This window comes from Haloarchaeobius lipolyticus (assembly GCF_051208015.1).
Taxonomy (GTDB): domain Archaea; phylum Halobacteriota; class Halobacteria; order Halobacteriales; family Natrialbaceae; genus Haloarchaeobius.
In genome coordinates this window covers 57,675-74,472 of record NZ_JBPKGF010000005.1, presented here as the reverse complement: position 1 = coordinate 74,472, position 16,798 = coordinate 57,675, and the positions used below count along the sequence as shown (strand labels likewise).

The following is a 16,798-nucleotide window of genomic DNA, read 5'->3' as shown; positions in this document are numbered from 1 at the left end:
GAAGAGACGAACGTCTCGACCACTTCAATCGGTCGGTCGATCGGTGGTCCATTCTACCCGTGAGCAGCTCGGGTCCCCCACCCTCTCGAGCCGATTACTGCGGACATAGTGGGGTGACTGTTCCTCCGAGTTTCTCGATTCGTCCTTCACTACCGTTTTGCGGTCTCTCGGCCTCTCCCCTCGATTCTCCGCGTTCCAACACCACTATGTCCGCTGTTCTTCTCACCGACACTCGACAATCACTCCACCGTGTCCGCTGTTATTCTGATAGGTTCGCCCGTAACTGCGGACATGGTGGTGTGTCTGGGGGCCGGTATCGTGGCCCCGGCTCTAGTCCAGCGAGTCAGTCGATACGGTGAGCGTCATACTCCACAATGTCCGGAGTAAAACCTCGTTAGGAAGCCTGAAAAACATATATTCGGCATCTCTCACTCAAGGAATCTCGCCTCCGCTCCCCAGCTCATTGAGAACCAACCGAGAGCACAGCTTCATCTCGGCCAACACCACTTCGTCCGCTGTTCTCGATCTCTGTTCTCGTCTCTCCCTCTCCGACTTCGTTCTCTCCTTCGTCCACTGTCGCCGACGCCGCTCGAGCGTCGACGCTGCTCGAGTGTCGGCGCTGCTCGAGTACCGGTATTGCTGTTGTTACCCCACGAAGCTCACCTCTTCAAACCGTGGGGTAACAGGCTCAGCCTCGAGAACCGCACCCTGAACCCTCAGTCCACCGTTCGGCTACTCTCCTTTCGGGTCGACCGGTCCGATGTACCGGTTCTTCCAGCCACCGTCGGCCCGCCACTGCCAGTAGTAGTAGTGGTAGCCGGGTCGTGTCTCCTTGACCGTGATGTACGCCCCACTGGCTGGGACGTCAGCGTAGTCCGCCGGGTCGGTCGAGATCTTCCGTTCTTCGAGTTCGTCCCGTTCATCGTCGCCGATTCGCTCTGCATCGGTGCGGTTCTCGACGTCGCTCGCTGCCTCCGCAACGTCGTCCGCTGTATCCCCGCGCTCTTCGTCTCGACGCTTCCACTCCGCGAGTGCCTGCGCGTACGCGGCTACCTCGTCGAGTCGTTCCGGCGACTGTCTCTCGAGTGGCTCGACGACGTAGGCGGGGAGGTCCGGGCTGGGTGGCTTCGCTCCCATAGTTACCCCACGAGCCGAGTCTGTTTCAAACTGTGGGGTAACGGCGGGTGCGACGACCGACAGACTCGCGCGCTCCAGGAGAAAACTTGGCGGGAATCGGAGTTCGACGTGTCGGTGTCGATAGGGAAGCGGTGGAGTGTGGTAATTCTATCCGAGAGAAGAATCAGTCCGACGGACAAGTTTCCTCGATAGCCGACACGATCGTATCCATGGCAATCTCGGCCTGAGAGCGTGTCAGCACGAGCGGAGGGATGAGTCGCAGGACACTCCCTCTTCGACCTGCCGACCACACCAGGACACCGCGTTCGTAGCAGTGTTGTTGTATCGCCGCGACGAGTTCCTTGCCAGATTTGGACTCGGTGTCGTCGAACTCGACGCCGACGAAGAGCCCGCGGCCGCGAACTTGGAGGACAGATGAACGGCCGTCCGCAACCGCTCGCAGGCGGTCGCGAATGTACTGTCCGAGATCTCTGGCGTGGTTCAGAAGGTCGTTATCCTGAATGTATTCGATCGCGCGAACGCCGGCGACCATCGCGGGAACGTTGCCGCGATACGTACCGACGTGTCCGCCCGGTCCCCACGTGTCGAGATCCTCTCGGTACATCGTAGCGGATAGCGGTAATCCGATGCCGCCCAGTGCCTTTGCCATCGGCATGATGTCAGGCGTTACGCCTTCCCACTCGCTAGCGAACCACTGACCTGTCCGCCCGAACCCCGTCTGGATCTCGTCGACGATGAGCGGTACGTCGTTCTCCGAGGCGAGTTCTTGCAAGTCGTTCAGGAAACCTTTTGGCGGGACGACGACGCCACCCTCTCCCTGTATTGGCTCGACCCAGATACCGGCAGGATTGGTTACTCCGCTGTAAGGATCCTCCAGAAGTTCCCGCAGGTTTTCGATGGCGATTCGTCTCGCTTCGTCGGGGTCGCGGTCCTGCTCGACCGCATACGGGTACGGGACGTGGTGCACGTCGGCGAGGAGCGGTGTGTAATCTTTTTTGTACTTTCGACCGGCAGTCAGACTCAGTGCACCAGAGCTACCGCCGTGGTAAGCGCCCCGGAACGCGATGAGAGAATCGCCGCCAGTATTGTACTTCGCGAGCTTGATCGTCGCTTCAATCGCGTCACTTCCGGTTGGACCACCGAAGACGACGCGATTGTCGTCCGGAAGTGCGCCAGGGGCGATCTCGTTGAGCTTTCGAATGAGCTCCAAACGCGCTTCCGTCGGGAAATCTACCGTATGAACGAGCTCTCCCATCTGATCTTGGACGCCATCCAAGACGTAGGGATTCGAGTGGCCGACGTTCAGCACGCCGATCCCCGCAAACATGTCGATGAACGTGTTCCCATCGGCGTCGCGCAGCGTCGCTCCCTTCGCCTCCGAAATCGCAATGGGTATGTTCTTCGGGTAGGCTACCGCGCTGCTGTCGATGTTCTTCTGTTCTTCCAGTAGACGCCGAGATTCTGGTCCAGGAATCGACGTGGAGACGTTCGGTGCATCCTCGAAGTGGATGTCGTGAATAGTCTGCTCAATCGCCATGTCCAACACTGTTCGAACTAAGTTAAAAAATTTGCCCAATGTCCAATATTATATACAATATTCAGACTGTGTCTATATTTGGCCCAGCGACCACATCGGGGTGAATATGACTCGTGGTCGTCGATAGGTACGTTCACGCCCTGAATTGGATGACCTGGGGTTCTGAACAAACGATATCTATTCTTAAAATTGCTGGACCGTGTTCAGCATATGGGGGAACTCTTGACTGTTATTCAGAAAATGTTTTATAGCAGTATCGTGAGTATCGAGACGAGTCATGCAAGATAATGGCACGCAGCGCCGCAGTTTCCTGAAGAGTGCAGGCGCGGGTAGTGTGGCACTCAGTCTCGGACTCAGTGGTTGTATCGGCGGACTCGGTGGCGGCGGTCCCGATCGAGACAACTTCAAGCTCGGCGTCGTCACGTCGCTCTCGGGCGACCTGCGGTTTGGTGGAAACGTGACGAAACGTGGCTACGAACTCTGGAAACAGACGGTCAACGAGGGGGGCGGGATCGAGATCGACGGGAGTAGCTACGAGGTCGAGCTCGTCTACGCCGACGCGAAGTCGAAACCGAGTGCCGGCGCCGACGCCGCATCGAAGATGATCTCGGAGGAGCAGGTCGACGCCGTCCTGGGTCCGTACTCCAGCGGCGTCACGCTCGCGGTGGCTCCCATCATGGACAAAGAGAAGGTCCCACACATCTCGGGAAGCGCAGAATCGCCGGAGATATGGAAGAACAAACCGAAGTACTCCTTCGGGACGATTCCAACCGTCTCCATCATTGGCAAGGAAGCGGCCAAACCTCTGTTCAACTTCGATCCGAAAGCAGAGTCCGTGTACGTCACCGGGGTCAACACGCCGTTCTCTAAAGCGACAGCACAAGCGATGCGCGATGCTGCAAAGGATGCGGGCGTGTCCGTCGAAGGCTTCGAACTCTTCCCCCGTGGCGCAGACTACTCGAACGTAGTGAGCAAGGCCAAGAGTACTGACCCCGACATCCACTTCCACGGCGGTCACATCGGAAGCCACGTGAACCTCGTCAAAGCTGCGAACCAGCTCGATTACAATCCGAACGGGTTCATGTGCCATTACGGTGTCAACACGGGGAGTTTCAAGGAGGGTGCTGGGAAGGCCGGCAACCACATGTTCGGCGCGACGGTTTGGCTGCCGTCGGTCGAGCGGTCCGGTGGCGTCCTCTTCGACTCGCCGAAGGCGTACGCAGATGCGAGCAAGTCTGCCTTCGACACCGAGGCGGATTACACGCAAGCGGGGTCGACCGCTGCCGGTATCGTTTTCCAGGAGGCGTTCAAGCAGATGGGCGTCACCCCGCCGCTCTCGCAGGACCAGAAGGACGAACTGGTCTCCGTAATCGAGAATATCGACATCAGCACGTTCTACGGAGACATCTCGTTCGAGACCGAGGGAGAGTTCTACCACAACAACACCACGACGTCGCCCCTTGCCATCCAATTGGGCGAGAATGGGTCACCCACCATCGTCGGCCCCGACTCAGTAGCTGAAGGGGAGCCGAACTACCCTGTTCCCACCTGGAACGAGCGGTGAGATAATCCATGGTAAACGGAGAGCTTCTGTTCCAGACGTTGATCAACGGGTTGATGCTCGGGGGCATCTACGTGACTGTCGGTGTCGGCTTCTCCCTCGCGTTCGGTGTCCTCGAAGTCGTCGACTTCGCCGTCGGGGAGTACGTCATGCTCGGTGCGTTTACAGGCGCGATACTCGCGCCCTTCCTCGGTGCGGAAGGTGTGTTCGTCATCCCGTTCGTATTCGTCCTGTACTTCCTCGTCGGCTTCCTCGTTCAGCCGTTGATCCACCACGTTACGACCGGAAACCGGCCCCAACCACTGCTGATGGGTCTCGTGTTTACGTTCGGACTGGCGACGTTCGCCCGTGGATCGGTCCTGACGATCTTCGGTCCGAACAATAAGACGGTGCCGACGGCGATTCTCAACGGTCGAGTGACAATCGCTGGTCTGACGTTCCCGACAGTTCGTGCGGCCACGGCGATATTCGGCATCGGTGCGCTCACCGTCTTCATGTACTACCTCTACAACACGGACGGCGGAATGGCGATTCGAGCGATCGCCGAGGACCGCACGACTGCGCGATTGATGGGCATCAACATCAACAAGTACCAGTCGATCGCCTACGGTTCCTACGCCGGGTTGACGGCCATCGCTGGCGTCTTCATCGGACTGGTGTTCACGGCGAATCCAGGAATGGGTATCCAGTACACGGCCTTCGCGTTCTTCATGGTCGTGCTCGCCGGACTCGGCTACTTGCCTGGCGTCATCGTGAGCGGCATCGTTCTGGGACTGGCTCAGTCGTTCACGGCGGTCTACTGGAGCGGCGAACTCGTCCTGTTCACGCTGTTCGCGCTGATTTACGTCGTCCTCCTCGTCTCGCCGTCGGGTATCCTCGGGAAAGGAGAGTGGGCGTCATGAGTGGCGGACAAGACCCGAACTCGGTCTTAGACCGGTTTCCACGCGTCGTCTGGATGTCCCAGACTTCGGTCGCCGCTCTCAGCGCAGTCGCCGCTCTTGGTCTACTCGTACTGCCGTTTCTCGTGAACCAGTTCTGGACGCGCATCGCTCTCCAGGCGCTCATGTGGGTCGGCCTGGCCCACTCCTGGAACATGATCGGCGGGTACGCGGGATATCTGGACTTCGGTCACGGCGCGTACTTCGGCGTCGGAGCATTCGTCACCGGAATCTCGATGGTGTCGTTCGGGCTCCCGTTCGGCGCTGGCTTCGTGCTGGCCGCCGTCGTCGGTGGCGTCCTCGCCTACATCATCGGCGTCCCGACGCTTCGTCTCACCGGTGCGTACTTCGCAATCGCAACGTGGGCGTTCGCCGAGGCGATCAAACAGGGAACCCTCGTGCTGGACATCACAGGAGGCACGTTCGGTCTGAGTCTGCCGACCGGACCCGATCCGTGGGTGTTCTACTACGCGATGTTGCTCATGACTGTGAGCACCATCGCTCTCGCGTGGTTCCTGTTCGAACGCAGCGAGTTCGGCTTCCGCGTGAAAGCACTTCGGGACGACGAGGACGCCGCCGAATCCCTCGGAATCGACACTACGCGCACGAAACGCCAAGTCTACGTTCTCTCCTGCGTCCTCGCAGCGCTCTTCGGGAGCCTCAATGCCTACCTCATCACGTATATCCATCCCAACTCGGTGCTCGCGGCCATCGTCACCGACAAGATGGTCATCATGGTGCTCCTGGGCGGTCTCGGGACGATAGCCGGACCGACGGTCGGCGGACTCGCCGTCTTCCTCCTCGAACGACTCTCGTCGTTGTTCCTCGGTGAGAGTACCTACTACCTCCCACTGATTGGAGTGCTCATCATGTTCGTAGTCCTGTTCGCACCGAGCGGCATCGCTGGCTTCCTGGCGGGCGACATCGGTCGAGCAGACATCAAACAGAACCTCCGCGAACTGGGTGAGAAGTTCGACCTACTATGAGTGACACGATACTCCGCACGGAGAACCTCACGAAGAAGTTCGGTGAACTGACCGCCAACGATGGCATCGACCTGTCGGTGCCGGCAGGCGAGATACGCGGCATCATCGGTCCGAACGGGGCGGGGAAGACGACGTTCTTCAACACCCTGACCGGGTTCTACGACCCGACCGACGGTCGTGTCTTCCTTGAGGACACAGATATCACGGGGTGGAAACCCCACAAGATCGCCCGAAGGGGGATGGGACGTACCTTCCAGATCGTCTCACCGTTCAAGAACATGACCGTCCGACAGAACCTTCTGGCAGTAGACACACCCGACGAGCTGGATAAGAGTGCGCGGGCGGATGAAATTCTCGAATTCCTCGAGATCGACCACATCGCCGACAATCAAGCCCGCGGTATGAGTGGCGGCCAACAGAAGTTGCTCGATCTCGGTCGCGTGCTCATGCTCGACCCCAAATGCGTCCTGTTGGACGAGCCGACGGCCGGGGTCAACCCGGCGCTCGAGAAGCGCATCCTCGACCACATCGCGACACTCAACGAACAGGGAACGACCTTCATTATCATCGAACACGACATGACCGTAATGCGAACCATCGTCGATACGGTCTCCGTGTTCGACCAGGGCCGACTCATCGCCGAGGGGACCTTCGACGAGGTCAAGACCGATGACCACGTCCGAAACGCCTACCTTGGTTCGGCCGATGGTGAGGAGGGACTCCCGATATGAGCGTCCCGGAACTCGTCGCCGAAGACGTGGTTACCGGCTACGACCACCACGAGGTACTCCACGGCGTCTCGATGCGGTCCCACGAGGGCGTGACCTGCATCTTCGGGCCAAACGGCTCCGGTAAGTCGACGATGCTGAAGGCGCTCAATGGGGTCGTTCCCATCTGGTCGGGGACAGTCCAGTATGGCGACACCGACCTCACCAACACCGATCCTGAGGACATCGTCTCGCAAGGAATCGCGACGCTACCCCAGGGTGGCGGGGTGTTCGGCACGCTCACCGTCGCCGAAAACCTTCGGATGGGCGGGTTCACAGAATCGGATGACGACGTCCTGGCCGACCGTCGTGCGGAAGTGCTCGAGGCGTTCCCCGATCTCGAGCAGAAACTCGACACCAAGGCGAACTCACTGTCGGGTGGGCAACAGATGATGGTGAGCCTTGGCCGGGCTATGATGACTGGTGCGAACACGTTCCTGCTCGACGAACCGAGCGCGGGGCTCGCGCCGACACTCGTTGACGACGCGTTCGAACTGATCGAAACCCTCGTCGACCGTGGATCCCGCGTCGTCCTCGTCGAACAGAACGTCAGCGCGGCACTTCGGCTCGCAGACTACATCTACATCCTCGCGGAGGGTGACCTTCAGTTCGAAGGACCACCGGACGACCTCGCAGACGAGGACGAGATTATGGAGATTTACCTGGGATTGTAGAGCCGATGAAGACTGTAGCCAACCGCAAAGGATGCCCGAAGACCGCCATAGACGGCACTGAGAGGGCCAGCAAGAACTGGATCTGTCGCGATCACAGAACCGAACCGTCCTGGCCGTCTGCACCCAGCATCGATTGCAAGTGTGAGGTTATCGGCGCCCCGACTGTTTCCATCGAACTCGCGCCGATTAACCAAACTACTAACAGAAATAGACACCAAGCGTAGAGTACGATATTACCAAATCCAATGGACGAGAAAGATATCCGCATTCTCAAAGCAATCGCAGCGGAGGGCATCAACAGCCCCGACAAGATTCACGAAGTCACCGATATCCCGAAGTCGACGGTCCATTACCGACTTGAACAGCTTCGAGAAGTGGGAATTATCGAAAACGACCTGCTCGACGTTAATTTGGAGAAGGCAGGTCTTAAGATCACGCTCATCTCCGAAGTGCGGGCCGAGTACGACAAGGGATATCACAAAATGGTTGGCGAGAAAATCGCCGATATCGAGGGTGTCAACCAGGTTTACTTCACTATGGGTGACACAGACTTCGTCGTCATATCCCACCTGACGGATCGAAGTATGGTCGAGACCCTCATCGCGAACTTCGAAGGGGTCGAGGAGATTCAACGGACGAGTTCCAAGTTCGTGATAACGACGATCAAAGACGAGTCGCGTCCGTTCAACGACTTCGAGTACGAGACGCTCGTCGAATCGTTAATCGACTCTGTCGCCGATTGAGCGGGGTGACCTGGCAAGCAGTCTCTCGATAAGGGACAAGCGATGCCCGTTAGGAGATTCTCATCTCGTTATCTCTAGGAACACCACCCATGAACTTCTTACAACTCTGCGTGACTATCACTCGTTCTGACAATGGGGCCTTCGATTCTGTCGAGGGAGTTCTCTCCGCTGGGACGGACGCGAAGCCGTTCCAGACGGCAACGGCGAACAACTAACTCGCCTCGACCTGTCCCTCAGCCCGGCTGACTCAGTTCTCCGAATCCCGTCGAAGCGCCTGCAGCCCGAAGTTGCCGACGACGAAGATGTGCCCAGCGGCGACGACCGGCGATACGTACGCGCTCGCGTGGGCGGACGAGCGTGTCCACCGTTCTCTGTCCGGAGCCAGGAGACCGCCGACGTCCCGGCGGAAGGCGTGGACGTTCCCGCTCACGACGATGACGTCGTCGTCGGTCACGACCGGCGCTGCCGTCCCTTCGCTGGAGACGTGCGTCTGCCAGTTCGTCTCGCCGGTCTCTTCGTCGAGTTCGTGGAGGTCACCGGGGACGACGTACACGTCGCCGTCGCTCACGGCGGCGACCGACCGGCACCCGAGGTCTCGACGCCAGCGGACCTCCCCCGAGTGGTCGACTGCGACGGTCTCTCGCCACCCGGTCTGGATCACGCCGGCTTCGTCGACGACGGACGACGCGAACACGGTATCGACGTCGACTCGCCACCGTTCCTCGCCGCTTTCCCGGTCGAGCTTCACGAGTGCGTCACGGTCGGGGACGTACACTGCATCGTCAGTGACCGCGGGGACGACCTGTGTCGCCGTGTCGTCACCGAGGTTGTACTCGTCGTAGACGAGCGGGTCGAGGGTGTGTCGCCAGCGCTCGGTCCCATCGGGTCCGAGACGCACACAGCTGGTGGCGCTCCGGGCGTAGACGTCTCCGTCGACGATGGACACACCGTAGGTCCGCTCGTCACCGACGCGGAACTCGTCGAGGGCCGCCCCGTCCTCGAGCGAGAGAACGGTCACCGACGCCGGCGCCGGGTCCGGGCCGTTCGACCGAGGGACGAGTCTGGTGGGCACGTAGAGTCGACCACGGTCGGGGTCGAGCGCGGGCGCCCCGCTCACCTCGATCCGCTGTTCGTCGTCGAGCGAGCGCGACCACTTTTCGTCGCCGTCGGTCTCCACCGCGACGACCCCGTGATCGCGAGCGAAGTACACGACACCGTCGTTGACGACGGGCGGTATCTCCGGCCAGCCACCCGTGGCCAGCGTCTCTCGCGTGGTCGGCTCCGGTGCACCACCAGCGACGTGGTTCGTGTTCGTCGCGTCGTTGCCGAACTGGTGCCAGCCGGCGTCCGAGAACGCGCCCGCAGCGTCGCCGGACGACAGCGCGTTACAGCCAGCGAGTCCGGTCGTGAGGGTGGTTCCGGCGGCGGCGAGGAACGCGCGACGAGACGACCGTGAGGGAGGTGACTGCGAGGTTGGAGGGCCACTGGAGACCATGCGAGCGGTGTTCTTGCGTGGGGGAGAAGTACTTTCTGCTCCCCGACATATATGGTCGGCAGCCAGCTAGTTGGTCCGGTACCGACGGAAGGCGACGGCGAACAACTCGTTCGATTCGGTCCAGTTCGTCTCGAACCCAACTGTCACCAGTGAACTGTACGACGACGACACGCTCTTGGACGAGGAAAATCTGGAACCGTCCCAAGTGACGTCAATTCCAGCCGAGACGATATCGGCGACGCCCAGATGTCGGATGCCGGGCTCGGACAGTAGTAACCTTTACCGAGTAGTACATTCTACTTTCATCCATGGCAACCTCGGTAAAGATGGACGACGACACGAAATCTCGGCTCGAACGACTGCAGGCTGAGATTCGTCTCGAGACGGGTGCCCGAGTCACACAACAGGAGATCCTCGCCCGACTCGTCGAGTACGCCATCGAATCGAAGGCAGACCTCATCGATTCGTTCCGCGAGAAACGCGTTCCCATCTCTGACACCGAGCGCGAGTCGTTCCACGAGGGAATGGTCTCCTCTGGAACGACGACGAACGAGGACGACATCGACGACGTGCTCTACGGATGAGCGTCCTCGTAGACACGGGCGTTTTCTTCGCTCATCACGACAGAGATGCCGAGCGCCACGATGCCGCGGTTGCTGCGTTCGATGAACTCCTCGATGGTGTGTACGGGCAGCCTTACACGAGTGACTACGTGCTCGACGAGACTGTGACACTAACGCGTGTCCGAACTGGGTCGTTCGAGGCGGCGGATACACTTGCCAGTCGCATCCTCGGTGAGGAGCCGTTCCCGGACGTGTTCGAGGTGGTCCAGGCCGGCCCGACCGAGGTGCGTGGAGCGCTGAAGGTGTTCCGAACGTACGACGACCACGAACTCAGTTTCACCGATGCCATGCTCGTCCACCTCTGTCGCGAGCGCGACATCGACGCAGTGCTGAGTTTCGACGACGACTTCGATGGCGTCGTCGACCGTATCGAGCCGAGCAGTTGACCGCATTGAACCTATCTCTGCACAGAGTACCGCCGGAACCGGTCGGGAATCAATAATCAGCGAACGATTGGTCGATAATTCGGTACGGCACTCCTCCGGTTGAGTAACGGCTGGAGTAGCGTTCCAATTGGTCCATCGATTCTCGATTGCATAGATTATTACTCCCCAGTAAAATACAGGAGTCAACCGAGAATAGTGACGATAGACTTAGAGTGACCTCTTTCCCGTGGTAAGCACCGGGGATTTCCACACTGTGGTAATGCCAGTTAGTCGTCGCTGGCAGTGGTCGAGTCCTGGTGCGAATGTGTTACCCCACGCTTCGAATCTCTACCGGCAGTGGGGTAACACCGTCCCGTCATCCGCCACCTGCAGCGCCTCGAAACAGGCTCCGAGCTGGTGGTACCCCACCTTCACCTCGGGCGTGTCGTCGACGTCGGGGTGCACCTCGTTGTTCGGGGTGAGCCGGAAGTACCAGTTGCCGTGGCCGCGGTTGACCATACTGTCCCACGCGTACGACCAGATGCGGTCGTACCAGTCCATGTAGCGCTCGTCACCGGTCGCGTCGGCGAGCCGGACGCAAGCACCGATGCCCTCGGCGAGCGGCCAGTAGTACGTGTCCGCGACGATGACCTCGTGGTCGCGGTCGAAGTTGTAGACGAAGCCGCCGCGCTCGTCGTCCCAGCCGTGGCTGACGGCGGCGTCGAAGAAGCGTTCGGCGCGGTCGACGAGCCACTCCTCGTCGCGGTGACTCGCGAGAGTACAGAGGAGTTTGCTCCACTCGAGGAGGTGGCCGGGCTGGTAGCCCCACGGACGGAACAGGTCGGCGGGCTGGTCGCGGTTGTACGCCCAGTCGTGGTCCCAGTCCTCCGTGTAGTGCTCCCAGAGCAGGCCGTCGCCCCAGTCGGTGAGCGTCAGCGCGAGGGTCTCGGCGATGGTGTACGCGCGGTCGAGGTACTGCTCCTCGTTCGTGTACTCGTACGCCGCCAGGTGTGCTTCGCACATGTGCATGTTCGCGTTCTGCCCGCGATAGTCGGACTTGGGCTCCCAGTCGGCGGTCAGGTTCGAGCGACAGAGCCCGTGATCGGGCTCCCAGAAGTGGCGGTCGATGAGGTCGTACGTCTCGGCGAGCTCGTCGTCGAGGTCGGCGATGCCCGCCCGGGCCGCGGTCGCGAGCGCCAGAAGGACGAACGCGTGGCCGTAGGGCGACCGGGTCTCGTCGGCGACGTCCCGGCCGTCCATGAGCCAGGGATAGCCGCCGGTCTCGGCGTCGCGCTGGACGGAGAGCAGGTAGTCGAGGCCGTGTTCGGTCGCCTGCCGGCACCAGGCCGGCCCATCGAGCATCGTCCCGACGCTGAAGTTGAAGACGAACCGGCAGGTCGCCGGGAGGAACTTCGCCCGGCTGTCGTAGACGGTGCCGTCGTGGTCGCTCAGCTGGGCGATGTAGCCGCCGTGAGTGTTGTCGATGCACGTGGGGTGGTAGAAGCGGAGCAGCCCCATCGCGTGCTGGTGAAGCCAGCGTGGGTCGCGAACGGTCGCGGATGTCTGCCCGAGGAACGGCGATTCGTCGTCGGATGTGTCGAGTGAGTCTGACATCGGATGTGAGTCGGAACTGGGTCGTGGGTCGGTTCGGTGGACTGAAACGGGTCGTGTGTCGCTACCTCGGCCGGTCGACGAGCACCACACGGAGGTCGTTGAGGTTGGTGCCGGTGTCGCCGGTTTCGACCAGTGCGTCGGCTGCAGCGAGTGCGGGCTGGGCGTCGTTGTTCGCAAGTTGCCGTCGTGCGGATGTGCGGTCGTCGGCTGGGATGCTCTCGCTGTCGACGACGGCGCCGGCGACGGCCGTCGCACCATCGCGCCCGTCCGTGTCGACGCTACCGACCGTGATGCCCGGCTCGTCGAGTCGCAACGCTGCGGCGAGGCTGAACTCCTGGTTCGGCCCGCCGGTCCCGTCCCCGGTGACGGTCACGGTCGCCTCTCCGCCCGACAGCAGTGCGACCGGCGGTGATGCGGGGCGGCCGCTCCGACGACATTCCTCGGCGATGGCGACATGCATCTTCGCGAGTTCGCGTGCTTCGCCCTCGATACCGGCGGACAGCACGAGCGGAGTATACTCGGCAGCTTCTGCACGGTCAGCCGCGGCGTCGAGTGCGGTGTCGTTGGACGCCAGGAGGTGGTTCGCGAGCGGCTCTGGCGGCGAATCGCGAGGTCGGGCAGCCGCGGCGTCGAGTGCGGTCTCGACCGCGGCTGACACGTCGATACCGTACCGGTCGAGCACGTCGCGGACCGCATTGGGGTCGACGGTAGTGGGTGCCGTCGGCCCACTCGCGACCACCGACAGGTCGTCTCCGACGACATCGCTCAGGACGAGGCCGACCACGTCGGCTGGCTGCGCAGCCTCGACCAGTCCCCCGCCTTTGATGCGGTCGAGAGCTCGGCGGACGGTGTTCAGTTCGTTGACGTCGGCACCGCTCCTGAGAAGCGCGTCGGTGAGCTCGCGCAGGTCCGAGAGCGAGACCGGTTCGACCGGCAAACAGAGGAGCGCACTGCCGCCGCCGGTGACCGGCGCCAACACCAGTGTGTCCGCAGTTAATCCGCAAGCAAGCGCTAGGATGTCGTCGGTCGCGGTCCGGTTCCTCTCGCTCGGGAGCGGATGGTCGCCCTCCCTGACCTCGACCCGGTCTGTCTCGGCCGGGACGTCGGTGACGACGAGGCCACCCGTCAGCCAGTCCCCGAGGAGGTCCTCGAGTGCAGCGGCGAGCATGCCGGCGGCGTTGCCGCCCCCGAGGACCACGACCTCGTCGTACGCATCGAGGTTGTACCCTTGGCCAGAGATGGTGAGCGTCGACCCCTCGAGCGAGCACGATTGCGCGACGACCGTCTGCGGATAGCCGGCTTCGATGCCGGCGAGCAGGCAGTCCCGGGCGACCGCCGTCGCGCGTGGCGCGCTGCCAGAGTCCTCGTCGATGGCTGTTCGGTCGCCGGTCATCTCGTCATACTCTCAGTCGAGGTACTCGTAGCCCCACGACTCCAGCTCGGCGGCGATCGCCTCGGGGTCGGCCGCCGCGACCATCGCCTCGCGGAGGTCGAGCTTCTTCACGTCCTTCGTGCGCATGTCCAGCAGGTCGGCGACCTCGCTCCGGAGCTCGTCCTCGCGTTCGGAGTACTCGTCGCGGAGGAAGAACTGGTGGACGTTGTCCCGGTCCTCCTTGACCGCCGAACGACGGAGAACCCACGGGATGTCTTCGGCACTCAACCCGCCGCTGTCGTCTGATTTTTCTGCGGACATAGTGGTGTTCGAGCCGTCGGCGTCAGCACCGCCCGATTGCGGCTCCTGTGACTGCTCTTCGGCTTCGGGCTCGGCGTCCACCGGCTCGGTTTCGGCAGCGTCGGCGTCGACGCCGTCCTCGGTGGATATCTCACCGTCTTCGGGCTCCTCGTCGACCGGTTCCTCGACGGGATCCTGGGCGAACGGGTCGTCGCCGGCACCGGTCTTCATGCTTCGACCACCCCGAACTCGCGCTTTATGTGGTCCGCGAGGGCGTCGAACTTCTCCAGCGTCTCAATTTCGTAGTCGCCGTTCGGGTCACGGTGGTCTTCCAGGACGGAGTAGGCAGAGGCCTGGTAGTCCCACATGTTCTGCATCAGGCTCGCCCGTTCTTTGAGCACGGCGGGGATCTCGAAGTCCGACTCCTCGAGTTCGGCGAGGTGTTTCTGCTGCGTGTTCGTCCGCTTGAAGCCGACCGGGACGACGCCCAGGACGCCGACGTTGATGCCGACGCCGCGCTCGAGTCCTTTCACGAGGTCCTCGAGACCGTTGATGCTCAGCGCACCCTTGCCCGAGAGTTCGACGGGTAGGAGGATGGAGCGGGTAGAATATATCGCGTTATAGAGTGCATCACCCGCGGTCGCCTGCGGGTCGCAGATGATCACGTCGTACTTGCTGGGGATGTCGTTCTCGACGAGCACCCGGTGGAGCTGTTCGTGCTTCGGCCACTCGTAGTCAGCGTCCGGATGCATGTCCTCCTCCATCTCCGCCGCGCGCATGAGGTTCTGGGTGAGGTTCTCCAGCATGTTGTGCCCCGGGATGACGTCGATGCCGTGTTCGGTCTCGCGGATGAGGTCCGCGAAGTCGCCCTTCGGACGGCCGATGAGGTGCCGGACGAGGTTGTCCGCGCTGCCGTCGGACCGGTCGTCGTCGACGTCGAAGATGTAACTGAGGCTCCCCTCCTGTGGATCGAGGTCGATGCACAGCACGTCGAGCCCATCGCGGGCGAGCGCCGCGGCCAGGTTCGCGGCGACCGTCGTCTTCCCCACCCCGCCGGCCTCGGAGTACGTCGTGAACGTAATCATGACTGGCCATTCAGAAGCAACCAGCATAAATCCTGCCCAGTAAATCTGTTCTACTGGGCAGTTACACTAACCAGTAACACTGAACAGGAACACTGGGTAATGTTGCTGTAGGGTGTCGCTGAACACTATGGCTGGGGGGTCTTGCTGGGTATTGTTGCTGGTAGGTGGTGGTGAGGGGTGGTGCTGTGTGGGTGGACTGGTCGTTCATCCTCGCCAGTCTGTCTGTCCATCGTACCCTTTTATGGTTCTATAGGATAGCTGGGTAATCAGGTACAACTCGGAGAAAGAGGATGGATTCTCTAGCTCGAAAATGGACCGCTATCTATCGGTTAGACTCGAAAGTAACACTCACTGAAAACACTGAATGGATATCTGGGATAATGAGCTCTTGACTCCGTTGACGATTGGCCAGCCCACTGGTATTATCGGGTAGTGTTACTGGTCGGTTGTACCGGATGGTGTTGCTGCACTCTGTGGCTATTCGGCGACAGATGGTTGGACTCGCCTCACCGATCGGTATTCCTCGATAATACTGTCCAGTAACACTGACTCGCCAGTCATTGGTGGGTGCTGGTCGAATCCCTGCGAGCTGCAGTCCGCCCGGTCGAACGAACTTCACAGTGATACTGACTGGTAACACTCACCAGTTAGACTAACGGGGTGCAGCGGTGACTATTTGAGAACAGCCATCGGACGTGCGGACATGTCGGATACGTATCTGGTTCGCCGCCTACCGGTGTCTGGAGTGGGGCGACGAGGAGGAACTTCATGAGCGGGGACGCCATCTACGTCGAGCGCACCGTCGCGGAAGTCGTCGACGCGTTGGGAGCCGACCAGGACCGCTCAGCCCGTCGTCCGCCGAATCCAGAGTCCTTCGTTGCCGTGCACGTTGTAGGCGAGTGCGCTCGGCGTCCAGCGGATACCCCACCCACCGAACTCTCGAATCGGGCGATACCGCCTCGATTCGACGGACTCGATATCGGCCCAGGGGATGTGGCGAAACGACCGGTGAAGGTGCCACATCTGGACGTGGATGCCATCCGCTCTCACCTCGGTTCTGAGGCGAAGACTGTAGAGGAATGCGGCGATGGCACCGACGATCGCGAGGCCTACCAGCGAGACCGGCCCTGAGACGAGCATGAGGAATGCGATTCCACCGAGCAGTGCCCACATCTACCGCTGCCTGAATCGTTGCTCTTCGTGGTACAACGGCTCTGAGTTCATGAACTGTCTGCCGAAGGCAGGCGCTACTCGGACGATTACCTGGTGACCACGAGTGCTGGACGCTTCAGGCCGTCTTGGCGTCGCGAGCTCGAGTTACCAGCGTGGTGTACAGGCCGCCTGCATCGAGTGCTTCGGCCCAGGAAGTATCGAGATGGTCTACTGGCTGTTCGACAGCCAGCTATGGAGACGCTCCCACGCCGACGCGGGAGGCGTCTTCGGTCTCAGCTGGGAGCGCCGGTGACAACGGTGCTCGGAAGGGAAACGATTCCCAGACGTCCAGACCGTGGATTCCGGCGAGTAACCTGATGATGTGGACGAGGAAAGAGACGACCACGCAGTCTCACGGTATCCGGACGGATGTGAGTCTGCATACAGTT

Annotated in this window: 16 protein-coding genes; 8 read left to right on the top strand and 8 right to left on the bottom strand. The window is 61.2% G+C overall.

Annotated elements, in window-relative coordinates:
* Positions 1-732 precede the first annotated feature (732 nt).
* Both ACSC1Y_RS15590 and ACSC1Y_RS15585 read right to left on the bottom strand, forming a co-directional pair.
* A complete protein-coding gene (locus ACSC1Y_RS15590; protein WP_435335861.1) occupies positions 733-1,137 on the bottom strand; it encodes a hypothetical protein in 405 nt (134 codons plus the stop codon).
* A 163-nt stretch (positions 1,138-1,300) separates the two neighbouring features.
* Positions 1,301-2,674, bottom strand: coding sequence for an aspartate aminotransferase family protein (locus ACSC1Y_RS15585; RefSeq protein WP_435335860.1), 1,374 nt, complete (start codon positions 2,672-2,674; stop codon positions 1,301-1,303).
* Between the two features lie 277 nt (positions 2,675-2,951).
* Here ACSC1Y_RS15585 and ACSC1Y_RS15580 point away from each other — a divergent pair, with 277 nt between their 5' ends.
* The 6 genes from ACSC1Y_RS15580 to ACSC1Y_RS15555 all read left to right on the top strand — a co-directional run bounded on the left by ACSC1Y_RS15580 (position 2,952) and on the right by ACSC1Y_RS15555 (position 8,343).
* The gene (locus ACSC1Y_RS15580) at positions 2,952-4,238 is read left to right on the top strand and encodes an amino acid ABC transporter substrate-binding protein (protein ID WP_435335858.1); all 1,287 of its coding nucleotides are present in this window, start codon (positions 2,952-2,954) and stop codon (positions 4,236-4,238) included.
* An 8-nt stretch (positions 4,239-4,246) separates the two neighbouring features.
* Entirely contained in the window at positions 4,247-5,137 is an 891-nt protein-coding gene (locus ACSC1Y_RS15575) for a branched-chain amino acid ABC transporter permease (RefSeq protein ID WP_435335857.1), read from the top strand.
* A 122-nt stretch (positions 5,138-5,259) separates the two neighbouring features.
* A complete protein-coding gene (locus ACSC1Y_RS15570; protein ID WP_435335856.1) occupies positions 5,260-6,159 on the top strand; it encodes a branched-chain amino acid ABC transporter permease in 900 nt (299 codons plus the stop codon).
* Complete coding sequence (locus ACSC1Y_RS15565; RefSeq protein ID WP_435335855.1) at positions 6,156-6,890, top strand: ABC transporter ATP-binding protein; 735 nt, start codon at positions 6,156-6,158, stop codon at positions 6,888-6,890. Before ACSC1Y_RS15570 ends, ACSC1Y_RS15565 begins: the two co-directional genes overlap by 4 nt.
* Positions 6,887-7,600: an ABC transporter ATP-binding protein gene (locus ACSC1Y_RS15560; protein WP_435335854.1), complete on the top strand. Its 714-nt coding sequence runs from the start codon at positions 6,887-6,889 to the stop codon at positions 7,598-7,600. Before ACSC1Y_RS15565 ends, ACSC1Y_RS15560 begins: the two co-directional genes overlap by 4 nt.
* Positions 7,601-7,845: 245 nt before the next feature.
* The gene (locus ACSC1Y_RS15555) at positions 7,846-8,343 is read left to right on the top strand and encodes an Lrp/AsnC family transcriptional regulator (RefSeq protein ID WP_435335853.1); all 498 of its coding nucleotides are present in this window, start codon (positions 7,846-7,848) and stop codon (positions 8,341-8,343) included.
* A gap of 247 nt (positions 8,344-8,590) precedes the next feature.
* Here ACSC1Y_RS15555 and ACSC1Y_RS15550 read toward each other — a convergent pair whose 3' ends face one another.
* A complete protein-coding gene (locus ACSC1Y_RS15550; RefSeq protein WP_435335852.1) occupies positions 8,591-9,838 on the bottom strand; it encodes an outer membrane protein assembly factor BamB family protein in 1,248 nt (415 codons plus the stop codon).
* A 308-nt stretch (positions 9,839-10,146) separates the two neighbouring features.
* On the opposite strand from ACSC1Y_RS15550, the gene ACSC1Y_RS15545 reads away from it, so the two are divergent.
* Both ACSC1Y_RS15545 and ACSC1Y_RS15540 read left to right on the top strand, forming a co-directional pair.
* The gene (locus ACSC1Y_RS15545) at positions 10,147-10,422 is read left to right on the top strand and encodes a hypothetical protein (RefSeq protein ID WP_435335851.1); all 276 of its coding nucleotides are present in this window, start codon (positions 10,147-10,149) and stop codon (positions 10,420-10,422) included.
* On the top strand, positions 10,419-10,847 hold the full coding sequence (locus ACSC1Y_RS15540; RefSeq protein WP_435335850.1) for a type II toxin-antitoxin system VapC family toxin: 429 nt from the start codon (positions 10,419-10,421) through the stop codon (positions 10,845-10,847). Before ACSC1Y_RS15545 ends, ACSC1Y_RS15540 begins: the two co-directional genes overlap by 4 nt.
* Positions 10,848-11,174: 327 nt before the next feature.
* On the opposite strand, the gene ACSC1Y_RS15535 is transcribed toward ACSC1Y_RS15540, so the two are convergent.
* From ACSC1Y_RS15535 to ACSC1Y_RS15515, 5 genes are all read right to left on the bottom strand, one after another.
* Positions 11,175-12,440, bottom strand: coding sequence for an AGE family epimerase/isomerase (locus tag ACSC1Y_RS15535; protein ID WP_435335849.1), 1,266 nt, complete (start codon positions 12,438-12,440; stop codon positions 11,175-11,177).
* A gap of 61 nt (positions 12,441-12,501) precedes the next feature.
* Entirely contained in the window at positions 12,502-13,833 is a 1,332-nt protein-coding gene (locus ACSC1Y_RS15530) for a glycerate kinase type-2 family protein (protein ID WP_435335848.1), read from the bottom strand.
* Between the two features lie 12 nt (positions 13,834-13,845).
* Complete coding sequence (locus ACSC1Y_RS15525; protein ID WP_435335846.1) at positions 13,846-14,343, bottom strand: DUF7970 domain-containing protein; 498 nt, start codon at positions 14,341-14,343, stop codon at positions 13,846-13,848.
* The gene (locus tag ACSC1Y_RS15520) at positions 14,340-15,197 is read right to left on the bottom strand and encodes a ParA family protein (protein ID WP_435335845.1); all 858 of its coding nucleotides are present in this window, start codon (positions 15,195-15,197) and stop codon (positions 14,340-14,342) included. The genes ACSC1Y_RS15525 and ACSC1Y_RS15520 overlap by 4 nt, the downstream gene beginning before the upstream one ends.
* An 843-nt stretch (positions 15,198-16,040) precedes the next feature.
* Positions 16,041-16,337, bottom strand: coding sequence for a hypothetical protein (locus ACSC1Y_RS15515; protein ID WP_435335844.1), 297 nt, complete (start codon positions 16,335-16,337; stop codon positions 16,041-16,043).
* Positions 16,338-16,798 lie beyond the last annotated feature (461 nt).

What these genes read in the sequence shown, in the direction of transcription:
- ACSC1Y_RS15590 (WP_435335861.1), bottom strand. Translation starts at nt 1,137, where the DNA reads ATGGGAGCGAAGCCACCCAGCCCGGACCTCCCCGCCTACGTCGTCGAG.
- ACSC1Y_RS15585 (WP_435335860.1), bottom strand. Translation starts at nt 2,674, where the DNA reads ATGGCGATTGAGCAGACTATTCACGACATCCACTTCGAGGATGCACCG.
- ACSC1Y_RS15580 (WP_435335858.1), top strand. Translation starts at nt 2,952, where the DNA reads ATGCAAGATAATGGCACGCAGCGCCGCAGTTTCCTGAAGAGTGCAGGC.
- ACSC1Y_RS15575 (WP_435335857.1), top strand. Translation starts at nt 4,247, where the DNA reads ATGGTAAACGGAGAGCTTCTGTTCCAGACGTTGATCAACGGGTTGATG.
- ACSC1Y_RS15565 (WP_435335855.1), top strand. Translation starts at nt 6,156, where the DNA reads ATGAGTGACACGATACTCCGCACGGAGAACCTCACGAAGAAGTTCGGT.
- ACSC1Y_RS15560 (WP_435335854.1), top strand. Translation starts at nt 6,887, where the DNA reads ATGAGCGTCCCGGAACTCGTCGCCGAAGACGTGGTTACCGGCTACGAC.
- ACSC1Y_RS15555 (WP_435335853.1), top strand. Translation starts at nt 7,846, where the DNA reads ATGGACGAGAAAGATATCCGCATTCTCAAAGCAATCGCAGCGGAGGGC.
- ACSC1Y_RS15550 (WP_435335852.1), bottom strand. Translation starts at nt 9,838, where the DNA reads ATGGTCTCCAGTGGCCCTCCAACCTCGCAGTCACCTCCCTCACGGTCG.
- ACSC1Y_RS15545 (WP_435335851.1), top strand. Translation starts at nt 10,147, where the DNA reads ATGGCAACCTCGGTAAAGATGGACGACGACACGAAATCTCGGCTCGAA.
- ACSC1Y_RS15540 (WP_435335850.1), top strand. Translation starts at nt 10,419, where the DNA reads ATGAGCGTCCTCGTAGACACGGGCGTTTTCTTCGCTCATCACGACAGA.
- ACSC1Y_RS15535 (WP_435335849.1), bottom strand. Translation starts at nt 12,440, where the DNA reads ATGTCAGACTCACTCGACACATCCGACGACGAATCGCCGTTCCTCGGG.
- ACSC1Y_RS15530 (WP_435335848.1), bottom strand. Translation starts at nt 13,833, where the DNA reads ATGACCGGCGACCGAACAGCCATCGACGAGGACTCTGGCAGCGCGCCA.
- ACSC1Y_RS15525 (WP_435335846.1), bottom strand. Translation starts at nt 14,343, where the DNA reads ATGAAGACCGGTGCCGGCGACGACCCGTTCGCCCAGGATCCCGTCGAG.
- ACSC1Y_RS15520 (WP_435335845.1), bottom strand. Translation starts at nt 15,197, where the DNA reads ATGATTACGTTCACGACGTACTCCGAGGCCGGCGGGGTGGGGAAGACG.
- ACSC1Y_RS15515 (WP_435335844.1), bottom strand. Translation starts at nt 16,337, where the DNA reads ATGCTCGTCTCAGGGCCGGTCTCGCTGGTAGGCCTCGCGATCGTCGGT.